Source organism: Enterobacter sp. BNK-16, assembly GCF_048684955.1.
Lineage (GTDB): Bacteria > Pseudomonadota > Gammaproteobacteria > Enterobacterales > Enterobacteriaceae > Enterobacter > Enterobacter bugandensis.
On record NZ_JBLQTQ010000001.1, the window covers coordinates 806,085 to 826,800 of the forward strand.

At 54.0% G+C, this 20,716-nt stretch carries 18 protein-coding genes; 10 read left to right on the plus strand and 8 right to left on the minus strand.

Annotated features, from left to right (window positions below; translation table 11 throughout):
- The gene (gene arnB, locus ACMGGH_RS03950) at nucleotides 1-1,140 is read right to left on the minus strand and encodes a UDP-4-amino-4-deoxy-L-arabinose aminotransferase (protein ID WP_088205116.1); all 1,140 of its coding nucleotides are present in this window, start codon (nucleotides 1,138-1,140) and stop codon (nucleotides 1-3) included.
- A 323-nt stretch (nucleotides 1,141-1,463) separates the two neighbouring features.
- Nucleotides 1,464-1,970 carry a phenolic acid decarboxylase gene (locus ACMGGH_RS03955; RefSeq protein WP_232949132.1) on the minus strand — a complete coding sequence of 169 codons (507 nt, stop codon included), beginning with the start codon at nucleotides 1,968-1,970 and terminating at the stop codon, nucleotides 1,464-1,466.
- A gap of 99 nt (nucleotides 1,971-2,069) precedes the next feature.
- Here ACMGGH_RS03955 and ACMGGH_RS03960 point away from each other — a divergent pair, with 99 nt between their 5' ends.
- Both ACMGGH_RS03960 and ACMGGH_RS03965 read left to right on the plus strand, forming a co-directional pair.
- Nucleotides 2,070-2,951, plus strand: coding sequence for a LysR family transcriptional regulator (locus ACMGGH_RS03960; protein ID WP_045259394.1), 882 nt, complete (start codon nucleotides 2,070-2,072; stop codon nucleotides 2,949-2,951).
- 32 nt (nucleotides 2,952-2,983) lie between these two features.
- Nucleotides 2,984-3,778 carry an SDR family NAD(P)-dependent oxidoreductase gene (locus tag ACMGGH_RS03965; RefSeq protein WP_028014724.1) on the plus strand — a complete coding sequence of 265 codons (795 nt, stop codon included), beginning with the start codon at nucleotides 2,984-2,986 and terminating at the stop codon, nucleotides 3,776-3,778.
- A gap of 5 nt (nucleotides 3,779-3,783) precedes the next feature.
- On the opposite strand, the gene ACMGGH_RS03970 is transcribed toward ACMGGH_RS03965, so the two are convergent.
- Nucleotides 3,784-4,311, minus strand: a complete 528-nt coding sequence (locus ACMGGH_RS03970; protein ID WP_028014725.1) for an NlpC/P60 family protein — start codon at nucleotides 4,309-4,311, stop codon at nucleotides 3,784-3,786.
- Between the two features lie 240 nt (nucleotides 4,312-4,551).
- Between ACMGGH_RS03970 and ACMGGH_RS03975 the strand changes: the two genes are divergently transcribed.
- On the plus strand, nucleotides 4,552-5,214 hold the full coding sequence (locus ACMGGH_RS03975) for an HAD family hydrolase (RefSeq protein ID WP_232949131.1): 663 nt from the start codon (nucleotides 4,552-4,554) through the stop codon (nucleotides 5,212-5,214).
- A 60-nt stretch (nucleotides 5,215-5,274) separates the two neighbouring features.
- Here ACMGGH_RS03975 and ACMGGH_RS03980 read toward each other — a convergent pair whose 3' ends face one another.
- Nucleotides 5,275-6,300, minus strand: coding sequence for a TerC/Alx family metal homeostasis membrane protein (locus ACMGGH_RS03980; RefSeq protein WP_028014727.1), 1,026 nt, complete (start codon nucleotides 6,298-6,300; stop codon nucleotides 5,275-5,277).
- Nucleotides 6,301-6,876: 576 nt separating this feature from the next.
- Between ACMGGH_RS03980 and ACMGGH_RS03985 the strand changes: the two genes are divergently transcribed.
- From ACMGGH_RS03985 to ACMGGH_RS04005, 5 genes are all read left to right on the plus strand, one after another.
- Nucleotides 6,877-7,431, plus strand: a complete 555-nt coding sequence (locus ACMGGH_RS03985) for a fimbrial protein (protein WP_227442725.1) — start codon at nucleotides 6,877-6,879, stop codon at nucleotides 7,429-7,431.
- A 55-nt stretch (nucleotides 7,432-7,486) separates the two neighbouring features.
- Nucleotides 7,487-8,170 (plus strand): molecular chaperone, encoded by a 684-nt coding sequence (locus tag ACMGGH_RS03990; RefSeq protein ID WP_232949130.1) that lies wholly within the window; start codon nucleotides 7,487-7,489, stop codon nucleotides 8,168-8,170.
- A gap of 37 nt (nucleotides 8,171-8,207) precedes the next feature.
- Nucleotides 8,208-10,715, plus strand: a complete 2,508-nt coding sequence (locus tag ACMGGH_RS03995; RefSeq protein ID WP_232949129.1) for a fimbria/pilus outer membrane usher protein — start codon at nucleotides 8,208-8,210, stop codon at nucleotides 10,713-10,715.
- A gap of 11 nt (nucleotides 10,716-10,726) precedes the next feature.
- Nucleotides 10,727-11,770, plus strand: coding sequence for a fimbrial protein (locus ACMGGH_RS04000; RefSeq protein ID WP_193052498.1), 1,044 nt, complete (start codon nucleotides 10,727-10,729; stop codon nucleotides 11,768-11,770).
- Between the two features lie 107 nt (nucleotides 11,771-11,877).
- Nucleotides 11,878-13,701 (plus strand): integrin alpha, encoded by a 1,824-nt coding sequence (locus ACMGGH_RS04005; RefSeq protein WP_232949128.1) that lies wholly within the window; start codon nucleotides 11,878-11,880, stop codon nucleotides 13,699-13,701.
- 53 nt (nucleotides 13,702-13,754) lie between these two features.
- Here ACMGGH_RS04005 and ACMGGH_RS04010 read toward each other — a convergent pair whose 3' ends face one another.
- On the minus strand, nucleotides 13,755-14,951 hold the full coding sequence (locus tag ACMGGH_RS04010) for an NAD(P)/FAD-dependent oxidoreductase (RefSeq protein WP_232949127.1): 1,197 nt from the start codon (nucleotides 14,949-14,951) through the stop codon (nucleotides 13,755-13,757).
- Nucleotides 14,952-15,179: 228 nt separating this feature from the next.
- On the opposite strand from ACMGGH_RS04010, the gene pitA reads away from it, so the two are divergent.
- Nucleotides 15,180-16,679, plus strand: coding sequence for an inorganic phosphate transporter PitA (gene pitA / locus ACMGGH_RS04015; protein WP_028014734.1), 1,500 nt, complete (start codon nucleotides 15,180-15,182; stop codon nucleotides 16,677-16,679).
- A 53-nt stretch (nucleotides 16,680-16,732) separates the two neighbouring features.
- On the opposite strand, the gene uspB is transcribed toward pitA, so the two are convergent.
- Nucleotides 16,733-17,068, minus strand: a complete 336-nt coding sequence (gene uspB, locus ACMGGH_RS04020; RefSeq protein ID WP_003861224.1) for a universal stress protein UspB — start codon at nucleotides 17,066-17,068, stop codon at nucleotides 16,733-16,735.
- A 283-nt stretch (nucleotides 17,069-17,351) separates the two neighbouring features.
- Here uspB and uspA point away from each other — a divergent pair, with 283 nt between their 5' ends.
- Entirely contained in the window at nucleotides 17,352-17,789 is a 438-nt protein-coding gene (gene uspA, locus ACMGGH_RS04025) for a universal stress protein UspA (RefSeq protein ID WP_003861223.1), read from the plus strand.
- Between the two features lie 60 nt (nucleotides 17,790-17,849).
- Here the strand turns inward: uspA and rsmJ are convergent, their stop codons facing one another.
- Nucleotides 17,850-18,602: a 16S rRNA (guanine(1516)-N(2))-methyltransferase RsmJ gene (gene rsmJ / locus ACMGGH_RS04030; protein ID WP_032644932.1), complete on the minus strand. Its 753-nt coding sequence runs from the start codon at nucleotides 18,600-18,602 to the stop codon at nucleotides 17,850-17,852.
- Nucleotides 18,603-18,609: 7 nt separating this feature from the next.
- A complete protein-coding gene (gene prlC, locus ACMGGH_RS04035) occupies nucleotides 18,610-20,652 on the minus strand; it encodes an oligopeptidase A (protein ID WP_232949126.1) in 2,043 nt (680 codons plus the stop codon).
- Nucleotides 20,653-20,716: the final 64 nt, after the last annotated feature.

Consider the following 20,716-nt stretch of genomic DNA (forward strand, 5'->3'; position numbering starts at 1 on the left):
TCAATGTCCTGCAAGCTGATGGAGCGCGGTAATGACGCGGGTTGTGTCGTCATGAGTCATGTCCGGGAAAAGAGGGAGAGAACAAATACGCGCGCTGTTCCATTCCGAATTCGGAAGAGATACATCAGGAAAACGCTCGCGGTAGTATTTTTGGGTGTGCGCCGCGCGGAAATGAAGGCCGGTGCCGATGCCTTGCTCCTTCAGCGCCGCCATCAGGTTGTCGCGTGAGATCCCGCAGCGCGCTTCATCAACGCGAATAATAAACAGGTGCCAGGCGTGAACGTGCGGCCATGACGGAATGCTCAGCGGCTGGAACGGCGTATCGGCAAGCTCGCGCAGGTAGCGTTGCGCGATTGCCTCGCGGCGTAGGTTGGCCTCTTTCAGCTTGCCCAGCTGTACCAGCGCCAGCGCGGCGTTGATATCTGCGAGGTTGTACTTAAAGCCCGGGGAGATCACTTCGGCCTGCGGCGCGCGGCCGTGCGTCTGGCGGTCATAGGCATCCACGCCCAGGCCGTGGAATTTCAGGCTGCGGATCCGCGCGGCAAGCCGGGCGTTATCCGTGACGACTAAACCACCTTCCGCGCAGGTCATGTTTTTGATGGCGTGGAAGGAAAAAATCGCCGTGCCTTTCCAGCCCACGTGACGGTTCTTGTAGTACGTTCCGGCGGCATGGGCCGCGTCTTCAATCACCGGAATACCGTGACGCTCACCGACGGCATGAATGGCGTCGATATCACACGGCGCGCCGGCGTAATGCACGGGAATAATCGCTTTGGTACGCGGGGTAATGGCGGCTTCAACCGCTTCCGGCGTCACCATCAATGTCTCTTTGTCCACATCGATCATGACCGGCGTGGCGCCCAGCAGCACGATCATATTCAGCGTGGAGACCCAGGTTTGGGAGGGGGTAATGACCTCATCGCCCGGACCAATATCCAGCGCCATCAGCGTGACGTGCATGCCCGCCGTCGCCGAGCAGACGGCAATCGCGTGCTGGTTCCCCGTCAGCTGACAAAATGCCGCTTCAAGTTCCTGATTTTTAGGCCCTGTGGTGATCCAGCCGGAGGTTATAACCTCCTGCAACGCCGCTAATTCCTCACTGCCCATCGACGGGCGGGAAAAAGGCAAAAAATCACTCATCATTAATTTCCTTGCAATAAGAATGGCACGCGCTTGATATTAACCAATTACTTTTTCGTTTATTTCAACGAACCATAAACTCATATCAAGGTATCGTTCATTTCTTAGGGAAAAATTAAGATGCGTAATTAAGATGTAACTAAATCAATATTAATTCATTTATAAACAATAGCTTATGTAATTAAGAATTATTTATTTCGTGATCAAACTCAATTTTTACAAAATGTTATTTTAAACCAAACATCAACAAACAAAAAAAATCCCGGTTATTTCTTTAAAAGCAGAAATAACCGGGAACTTTTCTTTTTAGTTAATTGTCGCGCTTATTTTAAGTTATCGGGAAAGTTTTTCGGTAACTCGCTGGCCGCGCAGGCAATCACGCTTTCGTTGTTCGCACCGCAGTCGCGTACAAAGGTGATGGTGGCAAATTCGTCAATCACTTCTGTTGGATATGCCGGCCCCGCATCGCGATAGCTGTTCATCAGCGGAATATGGTCGTTCTGGAAGCAGACGGTTTTTTCCGGGTTGTTCATGACCCAACGCGGGAAGAAGATGGTGCCGTGGAACAGTTTGTCGCCCAGGTTCACAATCAGGCTAACGTCCGTACCGGTTGGCTCGGTCCAGGAGATTTTATAGATGCTCTCCCCTACCCGCACGATGTAAGCCTGCTGATCTTTAACCCAACGGTTCGCCACCAGACCGCTGTGAATACGGTAGTCGAGAGTAGTCTCGTTTTTGACGTAAATTTCGTAATTCCAGCCGTTGTCATAGGTATAAACCAGATGTTTGCCAACGAAGCCGCTTAAGTCGTGTTTGTCTAATGTGTTCATAAGATGTCTCCTTCGTTTTGATGAGACGATCTTAAGCCTTCAAAAAATGAATGAATAACGCTATGTTTTAATCAAATTCATCCAAATTTTAGATAAATTATGCACAAGACGACGCTGGAACAGTGGGCTTTACTGGAAAAAGTGGTGGATGCGGGCAGCTTTGCCAAAGCTGCGGAAGAAACCCACCGCAGTCAGTCCTCGGTGAGCTATAACCTGTCGCTGCTGCAGGAGCGGCTGGGCGTGGCGCTGCTGGCGCCGGAGGGGCGCAGGGCGGTGTTGACCCCGGCCGGTGAACTGCTTCTCGGCCAGGTGAAACCGCTGCTGAAAGCGTTTTCGTATGTCGAGACGCGCGCGGCGACCCTTCGTAACGGGATGCGCACGCGGCTGGACCTGGTGGTGGACTCGATTTTCCCACGCCGCCGCCTGTTCGCCATTCTGCGTCAGTTCCAGCAGCAGTATCCGCAAACTCAGGTCCGCCTCACGGAGGTGCTGGAAAATACCCGCGCCGATGCCATGAACAACGAGGCCGATGTGATGGTTTTAACCCGCCGCCAGGACATTACCGGGCTCGGCGAATGGCTGATGAACATTGACTTTGTCGCCGTGGCGCATCACCGGCATCCCCTCTTTAGCCTCGACGCGCCGCTGAATGATGAGATGCTGCGCCCGTGGCCGCTAATCCAGATTGCGGACAGCCAGAACGCCGCGCGGGCTGCCGGCGAGTCGTGGACGTTCTCGACCATCGACGCTGCCATAGAGGCGGTCGTCTCGCAGGTCGGCTACGGCTGGCTGCCAGAGGAACGCATTCAGCCCCAGCTGGAACAAGGCGTACTGAAACTCCTCCCGCTGAGCCACGGCGTTCGTCGGGCCACGCCGCTGCATCTGATCGTGAAGCGCACCCTCGCCCCGCTGGATGAGCAGGTTGAAACCCTGCTGCGCCTTTTTAGCCAGGAGCCCTCATCATCACCTGCTACGCTTTAAGGTCCGAACGTTAAAACGATAAGGAGCTGATGATGAAAATCGACTTTGCGGGGAAAGTGGCCTTGGTCACCGCCTCAACCGGCGGGATCGGGTTTGCCATTGCCAGAGGCCTGGCAGAAAGCGGCGCGGAAGTGATCGTTAATGGCCGCAGCACCGACTCGGTGAACAAAGGTATTCAGCAGCTACAGCAGGTTGTGCCTGGCGTGCAGGTGCGTGCCGCCATTGCCGATCTCAGCACCGCGGAAGGGGTTGAATCGCTGCTGAAGGTCGCAAGCGACGTCGATATTCTGGTGAACAACGCCGGGATTTACGGCCCGCAGGATTTCTATGGCACCGACGATGAAACCTGGGAGCGCTACTGGCAGACCAACGTGATGTCCGGCGTGCGCCTCTCCCGCGCCCTGCTGCCGGGCATGGTGAAAAAAGGCTGGGGCCGCGTGGTGTTTATCTCCTCCGAGTCAGCCTGCAATATCCCGGCAGACATGATCCACTACGGGGTGACCAAAACGGCACAGCTTTCGCTGGCGCGCGGGCTGGCGAAGTTCGTGGCGGGAAGCGGCGTGACGGTGAACAGCGTGCTGCCGGGCCCGACGATGTCCGACGGTTTCGCTGAAATGATGAAAGATGAGATCGAGAAAACCGGTAAATCGCTGGAGCAGCTGGCGAAAGAATTTGTCATGACCAACCGCCCCAGCTCGGTTATCCAGCGCGCCGCCACCGTTGAAGAGGTGGCTAATATGGTGATTTATGTCTGTTCGACGCAGGCCTCCGCCACCTCGGGCGCGGCATTGCGCGTCGATGGTGGCGTGGTGGATGACATTATTTAATGTCGTCAGGCAGCGCTGCCCGCGACACGACGGGCGGTAATGTAACGATCCTGCCAGTAGTCATCAGTCAGGGTTGATACCGTTACGCCCTGGCTGCTGGAGGCATGAATAAACTGGCTGTTACCGATATACACGCCAACGTGCCTGCGGTTCGGGCCCGTCTGGAAGAAGACCAAATCTCCCGCCTTCAGACGGTATTGCGCTACCTGTACACCGCGATGGATCTGCTCGCTCGTCGTGCGCGGCAGATAAAGATGCGCCGCATCGCTGAACAGATGCTGCATAAGCGCGGAGCAATCCACTCCGCGGTGCGTGGTGCCGCCCCACTGATAGTGAGTCCCTTTCCATTTCTGGTATTGATCCAGTATCCGGGAGCGGAGTGGGCCTGTCTCCTGGTGAAGCAGGGCCGACTTCACCGGCGATTCCGCAAATGTGCTATCGGCGGAGATCATCGATGCGGGCAACTGAAAACTCAGTGCGGAAAACGAAGCAAAACTTAACGTGAGGATTGAAATAAGCGATCTGAATGTCATATCTAAACAGGAGCTAAGAGTGAATTTATCCTTACCTGTGGGGGCCAACGTTCCCCCGAAATATCTTTCGATGTGGCGATAATATAGACTGCTCACTTTTTCACCAATCATTATTGAGGCCAAAATTGGACTCACTTTCAGATCGCAAGATTGAGAAAAAAAAGGGTGGTGATGTAAGGACTGTTCAGATAAAGCAGGTAAACTGATCGACAGAATGTGTAATTCAGCTAAGACGTATTTATGACCAATATGATTGCCGACGAGACGGTGGCGAAATCCAGCGTGCTCTCTGTCTTTGACTTTGACGGGACGCTCACGCACCACGACAGCTTTATCCCTTTCCTGCGTTTTGCCTTTGGGAAACGCTACTTTGCGGGTCGTCTGGTGCGCATGGCGCTGCCCACGCTCCACTGCGTGCGCCGCAAGCTGACGCGTGATGAGCTGAAGGAAGTGCTGATTAAAACGTTCCTGACGGGCGTGGACGAACACTGGCTACGCCAGCAGGCGGAAGGCTTTTGCGAAAAATACTGGAACAAGCTGATGCGCCCCGAAGGGGTTCTGGCGGTGGCGGCTGAGGTAAATTCCGGCGCGGAAGTGACGATCTGCTCTGCGTCGCCGGCGCTGGTGCTCCAGCCGTGGGCGGACAGGCTCGGCATTAAGCTGATTGGCACGCAGCTGGAAGTGAAGGACGGCAAGCTGACGGGACGCATTACGGGCAATAACTGCCGCTGCGCCCAGAAAGTGGCGAGGCTGGAGAAGGTGTATGGCGATCTGAACGACTATCATCTGCGAGCCTGGGGCGACACCCGCGGCGACCACGAACTGCTGGCCGCGGCGCAGGATCCACACTGGCGGCACTTCCATCACCCACGCAAGCGCCGGAATTCACCGATTAAGGGTTAGGTGCGGTCTGTTGCCCTCACCCCAGCCCTCTCCCACAGGGAGAGGGAGAAAAGCGGTGCATCAGGCCTCACGTTTCCCCGGGAACATCACGCTCGCAATAATCCCCAGCGCCAGCACACCTAACACCACAAACAGGCTGGCCGTCGCGCCAATGCTGTAACCGTGGTGCCAGAAGTGATCGGTCGCATTCAGACCCAGCTTGAACGCCACGAAGAACAGCAGCAGCACCACCGCTTTCTCCAGGTGCACTAGATACTGCTTGAGTGCTTCCAGCACAAAGTAGAGGGTACGCAGGCCGAGAATGGCGAACATCATGGCGCTGTAGATAATCAGCGGCTCGCGGCTTACCGCAATAATCGCCGGTACGGAGTCAAACGCGAACATCACGTCAGAGAGTTCCACCACCGCCACGCAGAGCAGCAGCGGCGTTGCATAGCGCTTCGCCTTCTTCACGCGGCCAACCGTTACGTCCTGGTTTTCCGGCTTTTCAAGCTCCGCATCCACCTCTTTCTGCGTCAGGATAAACGCGTTGCTGCTGATTTTGGGCCAGACGGGATAGAAGCGTTTCACCAGGCGATAGGCAAGGTGACCCGAGTAATCTTCCACTTCGTCACTCTCTTCATTGCGCTTGAGCATCATCACCGCCGTCCAGCCGACGACCAGCGCAAAAATAACCTCCACGTACGGCCCCAGGCTCAGCAGGCTGGTGCCGATCGCCACGAAAATACCGCGGAAGACAATCGCCCCCAGCACGCCCCAGTAGAGCACACGGTGACGGTACTTATCCGGCACGCCGAACCAGGCAAAGATCGCCATCATCACGAACAGGTTATCGATGGAGAGCACCTCTTCCAGCGCGTAACCGGTGAGGAACAGGCTCGCCATCTCGGCGCCGTGGTGGATGTACAGAAAACCGGCGAAGGCCATCGCCATCGAGAACCAGAAAACGGACCACATGGCCGCACTTTTCAGCGAAACAGGTTTATCGTGACGGTGCATGAAGAGGTCGATAAACATCGCCCCAACGGCCATCACCACAAAGACAACAACGGTTTCAGTCGGAAAACCGAGATGAGCAGAAGCCATGAATCTATCCTTAACCTTCATCTGCGCGCTGGCAGAGGCAACGTTTGCAACAAAAAAAAGAAAACGCCCGTATCACCGGGCAAGAGAATAATAATAACACTTCTTGACGCCAGCCCGGCAATGTAAATGTGATGTTAAAAGTGCCAGGATTTCTCTTACGTCTTCCGGGAAGGCAACGTGTTCTTCCGGAGATTATTCTTTCATTATTATGAAAGTTTTATTATCTGAGCTGAACCTGACATACGGCAAGTAGTAAATAAGCCGTAAAATTCTCACACTGAATTGCTGATAAAACCCTGATAAAAACAACCTAACTCATTGATTTTAAAACAACCAAAGACAAATCATAACGTTCTCACTTTATTTTTTTTAAACGCTTGTTAACCTGACCCAGAAAAATATTCAGACTTCTTGTGATGGAAGTTTTTCACATGGACTGGTAAGCGATGATGAATATCCACCTTAATGTTTCATATTAGCGGAATATCCACATCCCGTGACCACAACAACGCTTTCGAGTGACTAACCCGAAATAATACTGTTCTACCTTTTACACACTGAGGAATATTTTAAAAAATGAATAAATCCGTTATTACCATGGGATTTTTATTGGCTGCAATTGCCAGTCCTTCCAGCCATGCAGCGCCAGGTAAAGGCGCAGGGACCATTGAATTCACGGGTATGATTACCGCGAGCACCTGTGATGTCGATATTAACGGCCAGGGGGGGAACCCAACGATCGATATGGGTACCATCTCGTCTTCAGCATTTAAAGAAAAAGGTGACGTTGCGGGTATTCACCGTATCCAGATAGAACTGTCTAACTGCGATACCGCCGTCCTTAAATCAGCCGGAGCACGATTTGGCGGTGCCTATGATGCTAATGATAATAATCTGCTCGCGCTTAAAACCGGTGGCGACGCCGCAACGGGTTTGGGTATTGAATTCCTGAATGAAGATGGAACATCGTTAAAACTGGGCGACAACCCGAATAAATTTGTTCCTATTACCGGTGATGGCACCTCGGGGGCAGCCACCCTGCTGTATTCAGCCCGTTATAAAGCATCCCTGGATGCTGTGACCGCCGGTAAGGCAGATGCGGTTGCGGATTACACCATTATCTATAAATAAATCATTCAAATCAGTTCCGGGCAATGAATAACAGCCCGGAACGCAAGGACGTTTTATGTTAAGGAAACGCTATCTGACGCTGCTGGCTCTGCTCTTTGGCTCTTGTATGTCACACGCCAGTGTGACCTTATCTAATACGCGGGTGGTATATCATGCGGACAAGAAAGAGAGCAATATTACAGTCAGAAATAATACTGCCAGCCCGTTCCTGGTACAGAGCTGGGTACAGGGCAAAGATTCACAGGGCACCAAAGCCCCGTTTATTGTGACGCCACCGCTTTTTCGCATGGATGCAGGTAAGTCCAACGCGCTACGTATTATTTATGACGGCGCGCCTTTACCGCAGGATCGCGAGTCGCTTTTCTGGATCAACGTAAAATCGATCCCCTCCTCTTCCAGAGAGGATATTAATAAACTGCAGATAGCGGTAAATACCCGGATCAAATTATTTTATCGTCCGTCAAATTTAATGGATGAACCCACGGATATTAGTAAGAATGTGCAATGGTCTGTTAAAAATAACGAACTCATTGTACGCAACAACTCGTCTTATTACATTTCCTTTGCGGAGGTGAAGATCAATAACAAAGCATGGTCAGAGATTGACATGCTCGCGCCTAAAAGCAGCACAACATTCACGCTCAGGAACACGCTTTTGAAAAACAATGCCACCGTACAATGGAAATATATCAATGATTACGGCGGCAACAGCCAGTTAATCACACAAAAAATAGAATAACGATTTTAAAACAATAACCTCACAGGGGTATTTTTTCATGACTATATTTTGGGGCATTCGTCCAGCGCTTTGCTTTGCCTGGATATTACCCAGCGCATTATACGCCAGTGATTACTTCGACCCGGCCTTTCTGGAAACGGGTGGCGCGCCGCGTACCGCCGTCGATCTTTCTCTCTTTGAGAACAAAGAGAGCCAGACACCCGGCGTTTATCGTGTTGACCTGTTTATTAACAATAAAATGTTCGACACGCGCGATATCACGTTTCGACTCGAAGAGAACGCGCAGCATAAAAATATCCTCGCACCGTGCCTCAGCGAGGAGACGCTCCAGTCGTTTGGTGTTAAAACGGCGGCATTCCCGTTGCTCCGGGACGATACCCAGGGCTGCGCGAATCTGTCGGCGATCCCTCTCGCAAGCAGCGAATTTGACTTCAGCGAGCAGGCGTTAAGGCTCAGCATTCCCCAGGCGGCCCTGGACAGCCACGCTCACGGCTACATCGATCCTGCGCGTCGGGAACAGGGTATTCCAGGCCTGATGCTCAGCTACAACTACAGCGGCGCCACGTGGACCTCGCACAACGGGACGGGAACCGATAGCCAGTACCTCAGCCTGCGTCCGGGACTGAACGTTGGACCCTGGCGTTTACGCAATTTCTCGACCTGGAGTAACAGCCAGGGACAAGCTGGGCGCTGGGAATCGGTTTATACCTATCTGCAGCGTGATATCAGCACCCTGAATAGCCAGCTGATTGTCGGAGATAACAGTTCTACCGCAGAAGTCTTTGATAGCACCCCGTTTCGCGGCGTTCAGCTTTACTCGGATGAACAGATGCTTCCGGGCAGCCTGCGAGGCTATGCGCCGGTGATCCGCGGTATTGCTCGTACTAATGCCCAGATCACTATTTTTCAGAACGGCTACAGCATTTATCAAAGCTATGTCCCGCCCGGTGAATTTGTCATCAACGATCTTTACCTCGGCAGCAGCGGCGAGCTGAAAGTTGTGGTGAAAGAGGCGGATGGCAGCGAACAAGTCTCTTTAGTGCCTTACGCGTCGTTAGCGGTTATGCAGCGGGAAGGGCAATACAAATATGAAGTCATTAGCGGCAGCTATCGTTCCAGCAGCAGCGATGCTGAGAGTGCCCTGTTTTCACAAGGGAGCCTGATTTACGGTCTGCCGTGGGAAACCTCGATATACGGAGGCATGCAGGCCGCCAGTCAATATCAGTCCCTGCTTTTTGGCATGGGTAAAAACATGGGCGATTTTGGCGCACTGTCATTTGATATTACCCAGGCCTGGGCCACCACTAAACAGGCAGAGAAAAACCGGGGACAGTCGCTACGCCTGCGCTATAACAAAAATCTGCTGTCTACCGGCACTAACGTTGCGATTGCGGGCTATCGCTACTCGACGTCCGATTTCTACACGCTCGGTGAAACCCTGAGCAGCTATCACTCGCAACCCTCGCGCCTGGATCGACGCCGTAGCCGTACAGAACTGACGCTAAACCAAAACCTGGGAGAAAACCTCGGCTATCTCTCCGCCATGCTGGTCAGCGAGGACTACCACACGAGCCAAAAACGCACGACCTCCGCCACGCTGGGCTATGGCAACAGCTGGAACGGGATCAGCTATAGCCTGAATTACAACCACTATCTGAACGTGACAAAAGAGGATAACCAGCGTCTCTATAACCAGGACAATCTGTTCAGCCTGAGCGTGAGCGTCCCTCTGGACAAATGGCTCCGCTCCACACGTGCCGGTTACACCTTCTCTGCGGCGGAAAAACGCTCGCCAGGCCACAGTGTTTCCCTGAGCGGCAGCGCCCTTGAGGACAATAACCTGAACTGGAGCGTACAGCAGAATATTAACCCAGGGAGCCAGGCAAACAGCAGCGATGCCTCGCTTAGCTATAACGGACGCTATGCGCAGGTTGGCGCCGGGTATGGCTATAGCCGGGACGCGCAGCGGCTGAATTACAGCCTGCGCGGGGGCGTGCTGGTTCATCCTCATGGCGTCACGCTGGCGCAGTCGCTGGGTGAAACGGTCGCTCTGGTTGAAGCGCCGGATGCCGCAGGTGTCAGCGTCCGTAACCACACTGGCGTGCGCACCGACCCCTGGGGCTATGCGGTGGTGCCTTACCTGACACCTTATCAGGAGAGCAATATCCAGCTTCGTCCCGATACATTACCTGACGATGTCGAGCTGGAAAGTAACAGCCATAAAGTCGTTCCCACCCGGGGGGCTATCGTTCGGGCACGTTTCACCACGGCGGTGGGTAAACGCCTGATGATGACGCTGAAAGATGCGCAGGGCAAACCCGTTCCGTTCGGTGCCATTGTTTCTCAGAATACAACCACCAGCATTGTGGGTGATGAAGGCAGCGTATTCCTCACCGGGATGGCAGAAAAAGGGACGTTAGACGTGAGCTGGGGTAAGAAACCCGATCAGCGTTGCCAGGTTCACTATCAGCTTTCTGGCAAGGAACCCACGATTAGCGGAATTGTGCAGTTAACGCAGACCTGCAAATCATCCGTTAATAAATAAAGGAATTAAAAATGAAAAAATTAACGTTACTCGCGTGCCTGGCAGCAGGGGGATTGATGGGCGCGCCAGCTTATGCTGATGTTGTAGGAAGCTGCTGGCCGACATCAACCGTATCTGGCCAGGCGCACAAGTTTGATATTATCGAAAACCTTACTGCTGACGACGTACCCGGCACAACCCAATCCACATGGAATAATAAAGGTAATTTTAATGGTATCTGCCTCTGTCAGGACTCCAGCGTGCCAGAAAGTATCTTATTTCGATTTACCAGTACGAAACTGGGCACAGGAGGCGGCAAACGTAACGCAGACTTTATCTATTATCCTCTGGATGCGGAAAAGGGTATTAATATCGGTATAAATGTCGTTCTTGGTGGCGAGGATGAATTGCGGTATATCCCGGTTGATTTGAGTAATACCGCCGGTGTTGATAATGGACGTCCTGCGACAAATAACTGTGATGATAAAAACGACCATACTCTGTTCGCAACCGGCTCCAGCGGGACTGTCTCTCTGGAATTAACTAAACCGCTTCCTTCAGGCCGCATTGATATTCCTATGCAGGAATTAGTGACCATTTTTGCCAAAAAACAGACGGGGAGTTATGACACCTCCAGACCTTTTGTCACACTTAATTTCCAACTGTCAATTGATATTCCACCACAATGCATGATTAATGACGGGCAAACCATCAAGGTCCCGTTTGGCAGTATTACCGCGAATGAATTTAAGCCCGAGGCCACCGGTAAGCAAAAAAGCGTGGATATTCGTGTGACTTGCAAAAATCCTGAAGATGAAAGCAAGGTGAGTATTAAGTTCCGCGCGTCCGATTTTAATGGCTCTGGTTTTATCAAGACCCATAATGATGAAGGTGAGCGCAATGATTTAGGGATAAAACTTGAACACAACGGGAATAAAATTGATGGCAACAGTTCGGCCGTACCAACGCAGGAGGGGAATGTCACTATTATAGCAACACCTGTCCAACAAGGAGAAAAGTCTCCACAACCGGGAAAATTTGAAGCCACATCCACGCTGGATTTCGAGTTTAAATAAAGAAAAAACTTAATACAGCGTAGAAACCTCTTATTTCCCGGCAACACATAGCGCTATACAAATGAGTTGCCGGGTATGAAAAATGGATTTGTATAAGGATATATACTATGAAACTCAAAACGAAAACGCGTGTAGCGCTTTGCGTTGCAGCTTTATCAGGTACTGGTATCACGGCATCACAGGTTATCGCCAGCGATATCGAGCCTTATTCTGTCCCTGTATCTATTAAGGGTGAAAAAGAAAAAGACTATTTCGGTATGACGATGACCACGATCGGTAAGTTTTCCGATAAGGACAATGGTTCGCATATCGCGGGTGAAGATATTGTCATTACGGCCCCCTGGGGGGATGGCGCAAAAGGGATCGCGTACGTCATTTTCGGGACTTCCGGTGGGAAACCCATGCAGCAAGTCAATAACGTAGGTGAATTCGATCCGCAAAACGCGCTTAAAATTATCCACAGCAATAAAGCGAATAAGCCTGGCTCAGTGACGACAAAATGGATGGGCGTCGCGGTACGTAAAATAGGTGATATTAACGGCGATGGATATGATGATTTAGTCATCGCCTCCCACTGGCATGATCAGGTCTATATTATCTGGGGCGGACCGCATCACCGTACCGGCGCGCGTCTTTCTAATCAGATTGACCTCAATGATATCGACAACGGCGACGCTCGCCTGGGTATTCGCATCCGTACGGTGAATTCTTCAGGCAATGCGAATACCGGCGGCTGGTTTGGCGCCGCGGTAGGCCCAATTAAATATAAAAATTCTGCCGTGGCTAACAAGATGGTCGATCTTGCTATCGGCGATATCGAAGGCACGGGCGGACGCGGCGGCGCCATCATTATCTACGGCGCTCAAAAGCCAGGCGATCAGTGGCAAAACATTGATATTAAGCGCAACAACCTGGGCGACTGGGAGATCCCTGCCGCGACCGGTGCCTATATTCGTCCGCAGATGACCGCCACCAACGGTCCGGATAAACCCCTTAACTACAACCTTGGGCAGCAGATCAGCGATGTCGGGGATATTAACGGCGACGGCTTCAGTGATTACCTGATCGTCGACCCGGAATCGGTCAATGAAGGCCGTAAATCAGAGAACAGCGGCACTGATGGACGCGGCACGGCCTATCTCGTCTACGGCAGCAGCTTCAACCAGGGGAATCTCGACATCGCCTCGCTAAACTCGACGCAGGCAACCCGCATTCACGGTATGGGGGCGGCTTTCCTGGGTGGTCAGTCCGGCGGAGGTGAAGGAAGTAACGATCATAGCGCGTATACGCAGGATAAGCCCAATAACGGCACCATTACGCCACTAGGTAATTTCCTGAATGCTCACGCTAACGCTTTTGCGATTAGCGCCCCTGCCGACATGGGTATTGATAAAAAACGTTCCGGGCTGGTCTGGATTATTAAAGGTAAGGCCGACGGCAGTAAGCTGCCATCGTCTCTGTTCCTCGATGCGGCGCACACCCGGCTGAACTACAACAAAACATTTAGCGTACACGATGGCTATGCTATTTACGCCGACAGGCCTGGCAGCAAGCTGGCAGGGTTCGGGAACAGCATTCTCGGTAATGTGGACTTGAACGGCGACGGTAAAAAAGACCTGGTGATCGGCGATCCGAATGCGGTGAACGGCAGCGGCACGCAGGTGGGTGCCGTGTATGTCATCAACGGCGGTAAAAGCCTGGATGACTACGCTGACGATGAAGAAGGCATGATCAATATTAATACGCTGGTGAGAGAAGGCGTTGCGAAAGTCTACTGGGGTAAAAATCAGTATGAAAAATTCGGCGCGTCCATTGCGGCCGGGAGCTTCAATGGCTTCACTCAGGACAGTCTCGCCATTGGTTCTTACCGTGATAACACCTGGACGGGTAAGGTCACCTTCCGCATTGCGGATTACGCGATACCGGATTAATGCTTACATCATCTGAATGGGCAACACCGCCGGGGAGGAGACTCCCCGGCAATTTATTGCGCATTTTGCAGCGCCTGCGCGCACGCCCAGGCGCTCGACCACGCCCACTGGAAATTGTACCCGCCGAGCCAGCCGGTTACGTCCATTACTTCGCCAATAAAGTAGAGCCCCGGCACGTTGCGCGCTTCCATCGTGCGAGAGGAGAGCTCATTCGTGTCGACACCGCCCAGCGTCACTTCCGCCGTGCGATACCCCTCGGTACCGTTTGGCTGTACGCGCCAGTTCGTTAGCGTATTCACCAACGTCTCCTGCTCGCGGCTGTTAAGCTGCTTGAGCGACACGTCGGGGATCTGCCCCAGCCCCTGCAAACACTCCACCAGACGCTTCGGCAGCTGCATCGCCAGGGTATTTTTCAGGCTCTGATTCGGGTGTGCGGTGCGCTGTTCGTTGAGGAACGCGTCCAGATCGCTGTCCGGCAGCAGATTCACCGAGACAAATTCCCCCGGCTGCCAGTAGCTGGAGATTTGCAGGACCGCCGGGCCGGAGAGACCGCGGTGGGTAAAGAGCAGGTTTTCGCGGAATACCGTCCCGTCTTCGGCGGTAATGACGGAGGGAACAGAGACGCCGGACAGCGTCTGAAGCTGTTCCAGCAGCGGCTTATGCAGCGTGAACGGCACCAGCCCGGCGCGGGTTGGCAGCACCTTCAGGCCAAACTGCTCGGCAATCTTGTAGCCGAACGGTGACGCGCCCAGCCCGGGCATCGACAGACCGCCGCTGGCGATCACCAGGTTATCGGCGCTGACGGTGTCACCATTCAACTGCAGCGTGTACCCCTGCTCGTCGCGGGCCACCTCCAGCACTTCAGTGCGCAGGCGCATCACTACCCCGCCCTTTTCGCACTCGGCCACCAGCATATCGACAATCTGTTGCGCGGAGTCGTCGCAGAACAGTTGCCCGAGCGTCTTTTCATGCCACGCGATGCCATGCTTACCCACCAGGTCGATAAAGTCCCACTGGGTGTAACGCGCCAGCGCAGATTTGCAAAAATGGCGGTTCTGGCTCAAATAGGCCGCGGGTTCGACATAAAGATTGGTGAAGTTGCAGCGCCCGCCGCCTGACATCAGGATCTTGCGGCCTGGCTTTTTTCCGTTGTCCAGCAACAGCACGCGACGACCCGCCTGTCCGGCCATCGCCGCACAAAACATACCCGCCGCACCGGCGCCAATAACCACGGCATCAAACCTTTCCACGTCAAAACCCTCTTCGTTAACTGCCGCGGATTGTAAAGTTTCCTCTGTGGTCACACCAGCGTAAAAAGATATTACAAAGCCATTCCATTGAAATTTAACGATTATCCTTTCAGGCACTTTTCCCAAATCAGGTGGTATGTCAAAAAAAGTCTATATTTCACTTTGCCCGTTGCGCATTTGTCCTGGATAATGCGCCGCGTTCATGTCCTCAAAATGGCGTAACGTCCTATGCTACATTTGTTTGCCGGCCTGGATTTACATACCGGGCTTTTACTATTGCTTGCTCTGGTTTTTGTACTGTTTTACGAAGCGATCAACGGCTTCCACGACACTGCAAACGCAGTAGCAACGGTTATCTACACTCGCGCAATGCGATCGCAGCTTGCGGTTGTTATGGCGGCGGTATTTAACTTTTTTGGTGTCCTCCTGGGCGGACTGAGCGTTGCGTATGCGATCGTGCATATGCTGCCAACGGATCTGCTGCTTAACGTGAGTTCCGGTCATGGCCTCGCCATGGTGTTCTCAATGCTGCTTGCTGCCATTATCTGGAACCTCGGTACCTGGTATTTTGGCCTGCCTGCATCCAGCTCTCACACCCTCATCGGCGCGATTATCGGTATCGGGTTAACCAACGCCCTGATGACCGGGACATCGGTTGTTGATGCGCTGAATCTGCCTAAAGTACTGGGCATTTTCGCTTCTCTCATCGTCTCCCCTATCGTGGGTCTGGTGGTTGCGGGTGGATTGATTTTCATCCTGCGTCGCTACTGGAGCAACACGAAGAAACGCGCGCGTATCCACCTGACGCCAGCAGAGCGTGAGAAGAAAGACGGCAAGAAAAAGCCGCCGTTCTGGACGCGTATCGCCCTGATCATTTCTGCTATCGGCGTGGCCTTCTCTCATGGTGCCAACGACGGGCAGAAAGGCATTGGTCTGGTGATGCTGGTTCTGATCGGTGTCGCACCGGCGGGCTTCGTGGTGAATATGAACGCCTCGGGTTACGAAATCACCCGTACCCGTGATGCGGTCAACAACGTTGAAACCTATTTCCAGCAGCACCCTGAGCTGCTGAAAAAAGCGACCGGCGTTGACCAGCTGATCCCTTCTCCGGAAGCCGGTGCCACTACCGCGCCTGGCGAATTCCACTGCCATCCGGCTAACGCGATTAACGCGCTGGAACGTGCCAAAGGTATGCTGGGCAACATCGAAAGCTACGATAAACTGGCCGTTGAACAGCGTGGTCAGCTGCGTCGTATCATGCTCTGTATCTCCGACGTGACCGATAAAGTCGCGAAGCTGCCAGAGGTGAATGGTGACGACAAGCGTCTGCTGAAGAAACTGAAAAGCGATATGCTCAATACCATTGAGTACGCGCCAATCTGGATCATCATGGCCGTCGCGCTGGCGCTGGGTATCGGTACGATGATTGGCTGGCGTCGTGTGGCGACCACCATCGGCGAGAAGATCGGTAAGAAAGGCATGACCTATGCGCAGGGTATGTCCGCGCAGATGACGGCGGCAGTGTCTATCGGTCTGGCGAGCTACACCGGTATGCCGGTATCCACCACCCACGTACTCTCCTCGTCCGTGGCAGGTACCATGATTGTTGACGGCGGCGGTCTGCAGCGCAAAACCGTGACCAACATTCTGATGGCCTGGGTGTTTACGCTTCCGGCTTCTATCCTGCTGTCAGGCGGGTTGTACTGGATTTCGCTGAAGCTGATTTAATTGGCTGAAGGCGACAAAAAGCGGGTCAGGAAACTGACCCGCTTTTTTTATGCTCAGTGCCAAATCATCAACGCAATCATACTGACCACGACCAGCCCACACAGGGCGCTGGTTAAAATGAACTGACGACGCAGACGCTCGCAGCGACGGATAAACTCTTCATCGTGATGATCGCGGTAGCGCTGGTAGTAGATATACCCCACCAGACGCATCTGCTTGCTGGGCTGTCCATGCGAGGTGAAGAACCCTCCACCGTCCACATACTGATACAGCAACGGATCGCAACCACGAAGTACCACTAACAGCGCACGTAACGATGAGAAGTAGCGCGCCATATTCACTATGCAAACTACGCATAACGCCCAAAACAATGCGACGGTGCTAATCATACATCCTCCCCGGCGTCCGCCCACGAAGCAAGGCTCCTGAGCTACCGCACCCCAATGCCCTGACAGACAGTTCAGTGAAAGAATGACTAAAAGTCGATCCGGTTCGCGTTTTAATATCCGAACGGCTCATTAAATAGTGTAGGAGATCCGTTAATTTTTTTGCCACAAGGTTAATCGTTATCAACACCAAAGCTTGAAAAATATGTTTAACTGGGCCGTAATGAAAGCATCAGACGACGGCTTTCCCATTTAGTCATCGATAACTTAAGGAAGGAGTAACACTATGGCTTACAAACACATTCTTATCGCGGTAGATCTCTCCCCGGAGAGCAAAGTGCTGGTTGATAAAGCGGTATCTATGGCACGTCCCTACAACGCGAAAGTCTCCCTGATTCACGTTGATGTGAATTACTCCGACCTCTACACCGGTCTGATCGACGTCAATCTGGGCGATATGCAGAAACGCATCTCTGAAGAAACGCATCACGCGCTGAGCGAGCTCTCCACCAACGCGGGCTATCCGATCACCGAAACCCTGAGCGGCAGCGGCGACCTGGGTCAGGTGCTGGTTGATGCGATTAAGAAATACGATATGGATCTGGTGGTATGCGGTCACCATCAGGACTTCTGGAGCAAGCTGATGTCTTCAGCACGCCAGCTGATTAACACCGTTCACGTGGACATGCTGATTGTTCCGCTGCGCGACGAAGAAGACGAGTAAGTGCAAAAAAAGCGGCACTGAAAGTAGGCCGGGTAAGGCGAAGCCGCCACCCGGCTTTTTTTATTCCGGCGTACCCGAATAAATATCAAACCGATGCCCTTTCGTGGTCACCGCGTTGGTCGTAGCAACGTCCGCCAGCGGCGGCGCGTAATCCGGACGCTTCACCACCACCCGCTTCGTCGCGAGCTGACGAGCCGGCTCCAGCAGGCCGTCTGCGTCTAAATCCGGCCCCACCAGCGACTGAAATACCCGCATCTCTTTCTTCACCAGCGCGCTTTTCTGCTTATGCGGGAACATCGGGTCGAGGTAGACAACCTGCGGACGCGGGGTGATGTCCGTCAGCGCCGTCAGGCTTGACGCGTGGATAAGCTGCAAACGCTCCTGCAGCCACGGGCCGATTTCCGGGTCCGCATAGCCTCGCGTCAGCCCGTCGTCGAGCAGCGCGGCAACAACCGGATTACGCTCCAGCATCCGCACCCGGCAGCCCACCGACGCCAGCACAAACGCATCGCGTCCCAGCCCCGCCGTGGCGTCCACCACGTCCGGGAGATAGCTCCCCTTAATGCCGACCGCTTTGGCCACCGCTTCGCCGCGACCGCCGCCGAACTTACGCCGGTGCGCCATCGCGCCACCGACAAAATCGACAAAAATCCCGCCGAGCTTCGGCTCGTCGCGCTTGCGAAGCTCCAGATGTTCCGGCGTCATCACCAGCGCCATCAGGTTCTCTTCATCGTGCTCCAGTCCCCAGCGGGCCGCCAGAACAGATAAGGCGCCGTCTCCGGCGCCCGTTTCATCCACTAAGCAGATCTTCACGTAACAATCAGCCTTTGATCCCGTAATGCTCAAGCATCGCATCCAGCTGCGGCTCGCGGCCACGGAAGCGTTTGAACAGCACCATTGGCTCTTCAGAACCGCCGCGGGTCAGGATGCTGTCAAGGAACGACTGGCCGGTTTCGCGGTTGAAGATCCCCTCTTCCTCGAAGCGAGAGAAAGCATCCGCCGCCAGCACGTCGGCCCACAGGTAGCTGTAATAGCCCGCCGCGTAGCCGCCCGCGAAAATGTGGCTGAAAGCATGCGGGAAGCGGCCCCAGGTTGGTCCAGGAATAACGGCAACCTGCTTTTTAATCTCGGCCAGGGTTTCAAGGATTTTCGCACCCTGCTCCGGGCTGAACTCCGCATGCAGACGGAAGTCGAACAGGCCGAACTCCAGCTGGCGCAGAATGAACATCGCCGCCTGGTAGTTCTTCGCCGCCAGCATTTTATCCAGCAATTCTTTCGGCAGCGGTTCGCCGGTCTCATAGTGGCCGGAAATAAACGCCAGCGCGTCCGGCTCCCAGCACCAGTTTTCCATAAACTGGCTTGGCAGCTCGACCGCATCCCATGGCACCCCGCTGATACCGGCGACGCCGGCGGTTTCGATGCGGGTCAGCATGTGGTGCAGGCCGTGACCAAACTCGTGGAACAGGGTGATCACTTCGTCGTGGGTGAACAGCGCAGGTTTGCCGCTTACCGGACGGTTGAAGTTACAGGTCAGATAGGCGACCGGTTTTTGCAGGGAACCGTCTGCTTTACGCATCTGGCCCACGCAGTCGTCCATCCACGCCCCGCCGCGCTTGTTCTCACGCGCGTAGAGATCGAGGTAGAAGCTGCCGCGCAGTTCGTTTTTCTCGTCATACAGTTCGAAGAAGCGCACGTCCGGATGCCAGACGTCGATATCGGTACGCTCTTTGGCGGTGATGCCATAGATGCGCTTCACCACTTCAAACAGGCCGTTGACGGCTTTGTTTTCCGGGAAGTACGGGCGCAGCTGTTCGTCGCTGATGCTGTAGAGGTGCTGCTTCTGTTTTTCGCTGTAGTACGCGATATCCCACGGCTGCAGCTCGTCCACGCCAAACTCCGCTTTCGCGAAGGCGCGCAGCTGGGCCAGCTCTTTCTCACCCTGAGGACGGGCGCGTTTCGCCAGATCGGTCAGGAAGTCGAGCACCTGCTGCGGGTTCTCGGCCATTTTGGTGGCGAGGGATTTATCCGCGTAGCTGTCGAAGCCCAGCAACTGAGCCAGCTCGTGACGCAGGGCGAGGATTTCCGCCATCACCGGGCTGTTATCCCATTTGCCCGCGTTTGGCCCCTGATCGGAGGCGCGGGTACTGTAGGCGCGGTACATCTCTTCACGCAGGGCCTGGTTGTCGCAGTAGGTCATCACCGGCAGATAGCTCGGGATATCCAGCGTTAACAGGAAGCCTTCCTGCTCTTTCGCTTCGGCCTGGGCTTTCGCCGCCGCCAGGGCGCTTTCCGGCATACCCGCCAGCTCTGCTTCGTCGGTAATCAGCTTCGTCCAGCCCATGGTGGCGTCAAGGACGTTATTGCTGTACTGGTTACCCAGTTCGGACAGGCGCGCAGCGATTTCACCGTAGCGAACCTGCTTCTCTTTTGGCAGACCGATACCGGACAGTTCGAAATCACGCAGGGCGTTATCGACCGATTTTTTCTGCGCCGTGTTCAGTTCGGCATAATGGTCGCCGTCGCGCAGGTCGCGGTAGGCTTTGTAGAGCCCTTCGTGCTGGCCGACCCAGGTGCTGTACTCAGAGAGCAGCGGCAGGGTTTGTTCGTAGGCTTCACGCAGTTCCGGGCTGTTTTTCACCGAGTTCAGATGGCTCACCGGGGAGAAGATACGCCCCAGCACGTCGTCCACTTCGGCCAGCGGCTGACACAGATTCTCCCAGGTGTACGGCGCGCCCTGCGCAACCACGCTTTCTACCGCCGCGCGGCAGTTGTCCAGCGACTGGGTAACGGCTGGAACCACATGCTCAGGGAGGATTTTAGAAAACGGTGGCAACGAAAAAGGCGTCAGTAATGGATTGGTCATAAACGCTGTCCTGTTGAAATAGGTGAATGAAGCGCGCATCCGGCGCTGTGCATATTGTTTTCAG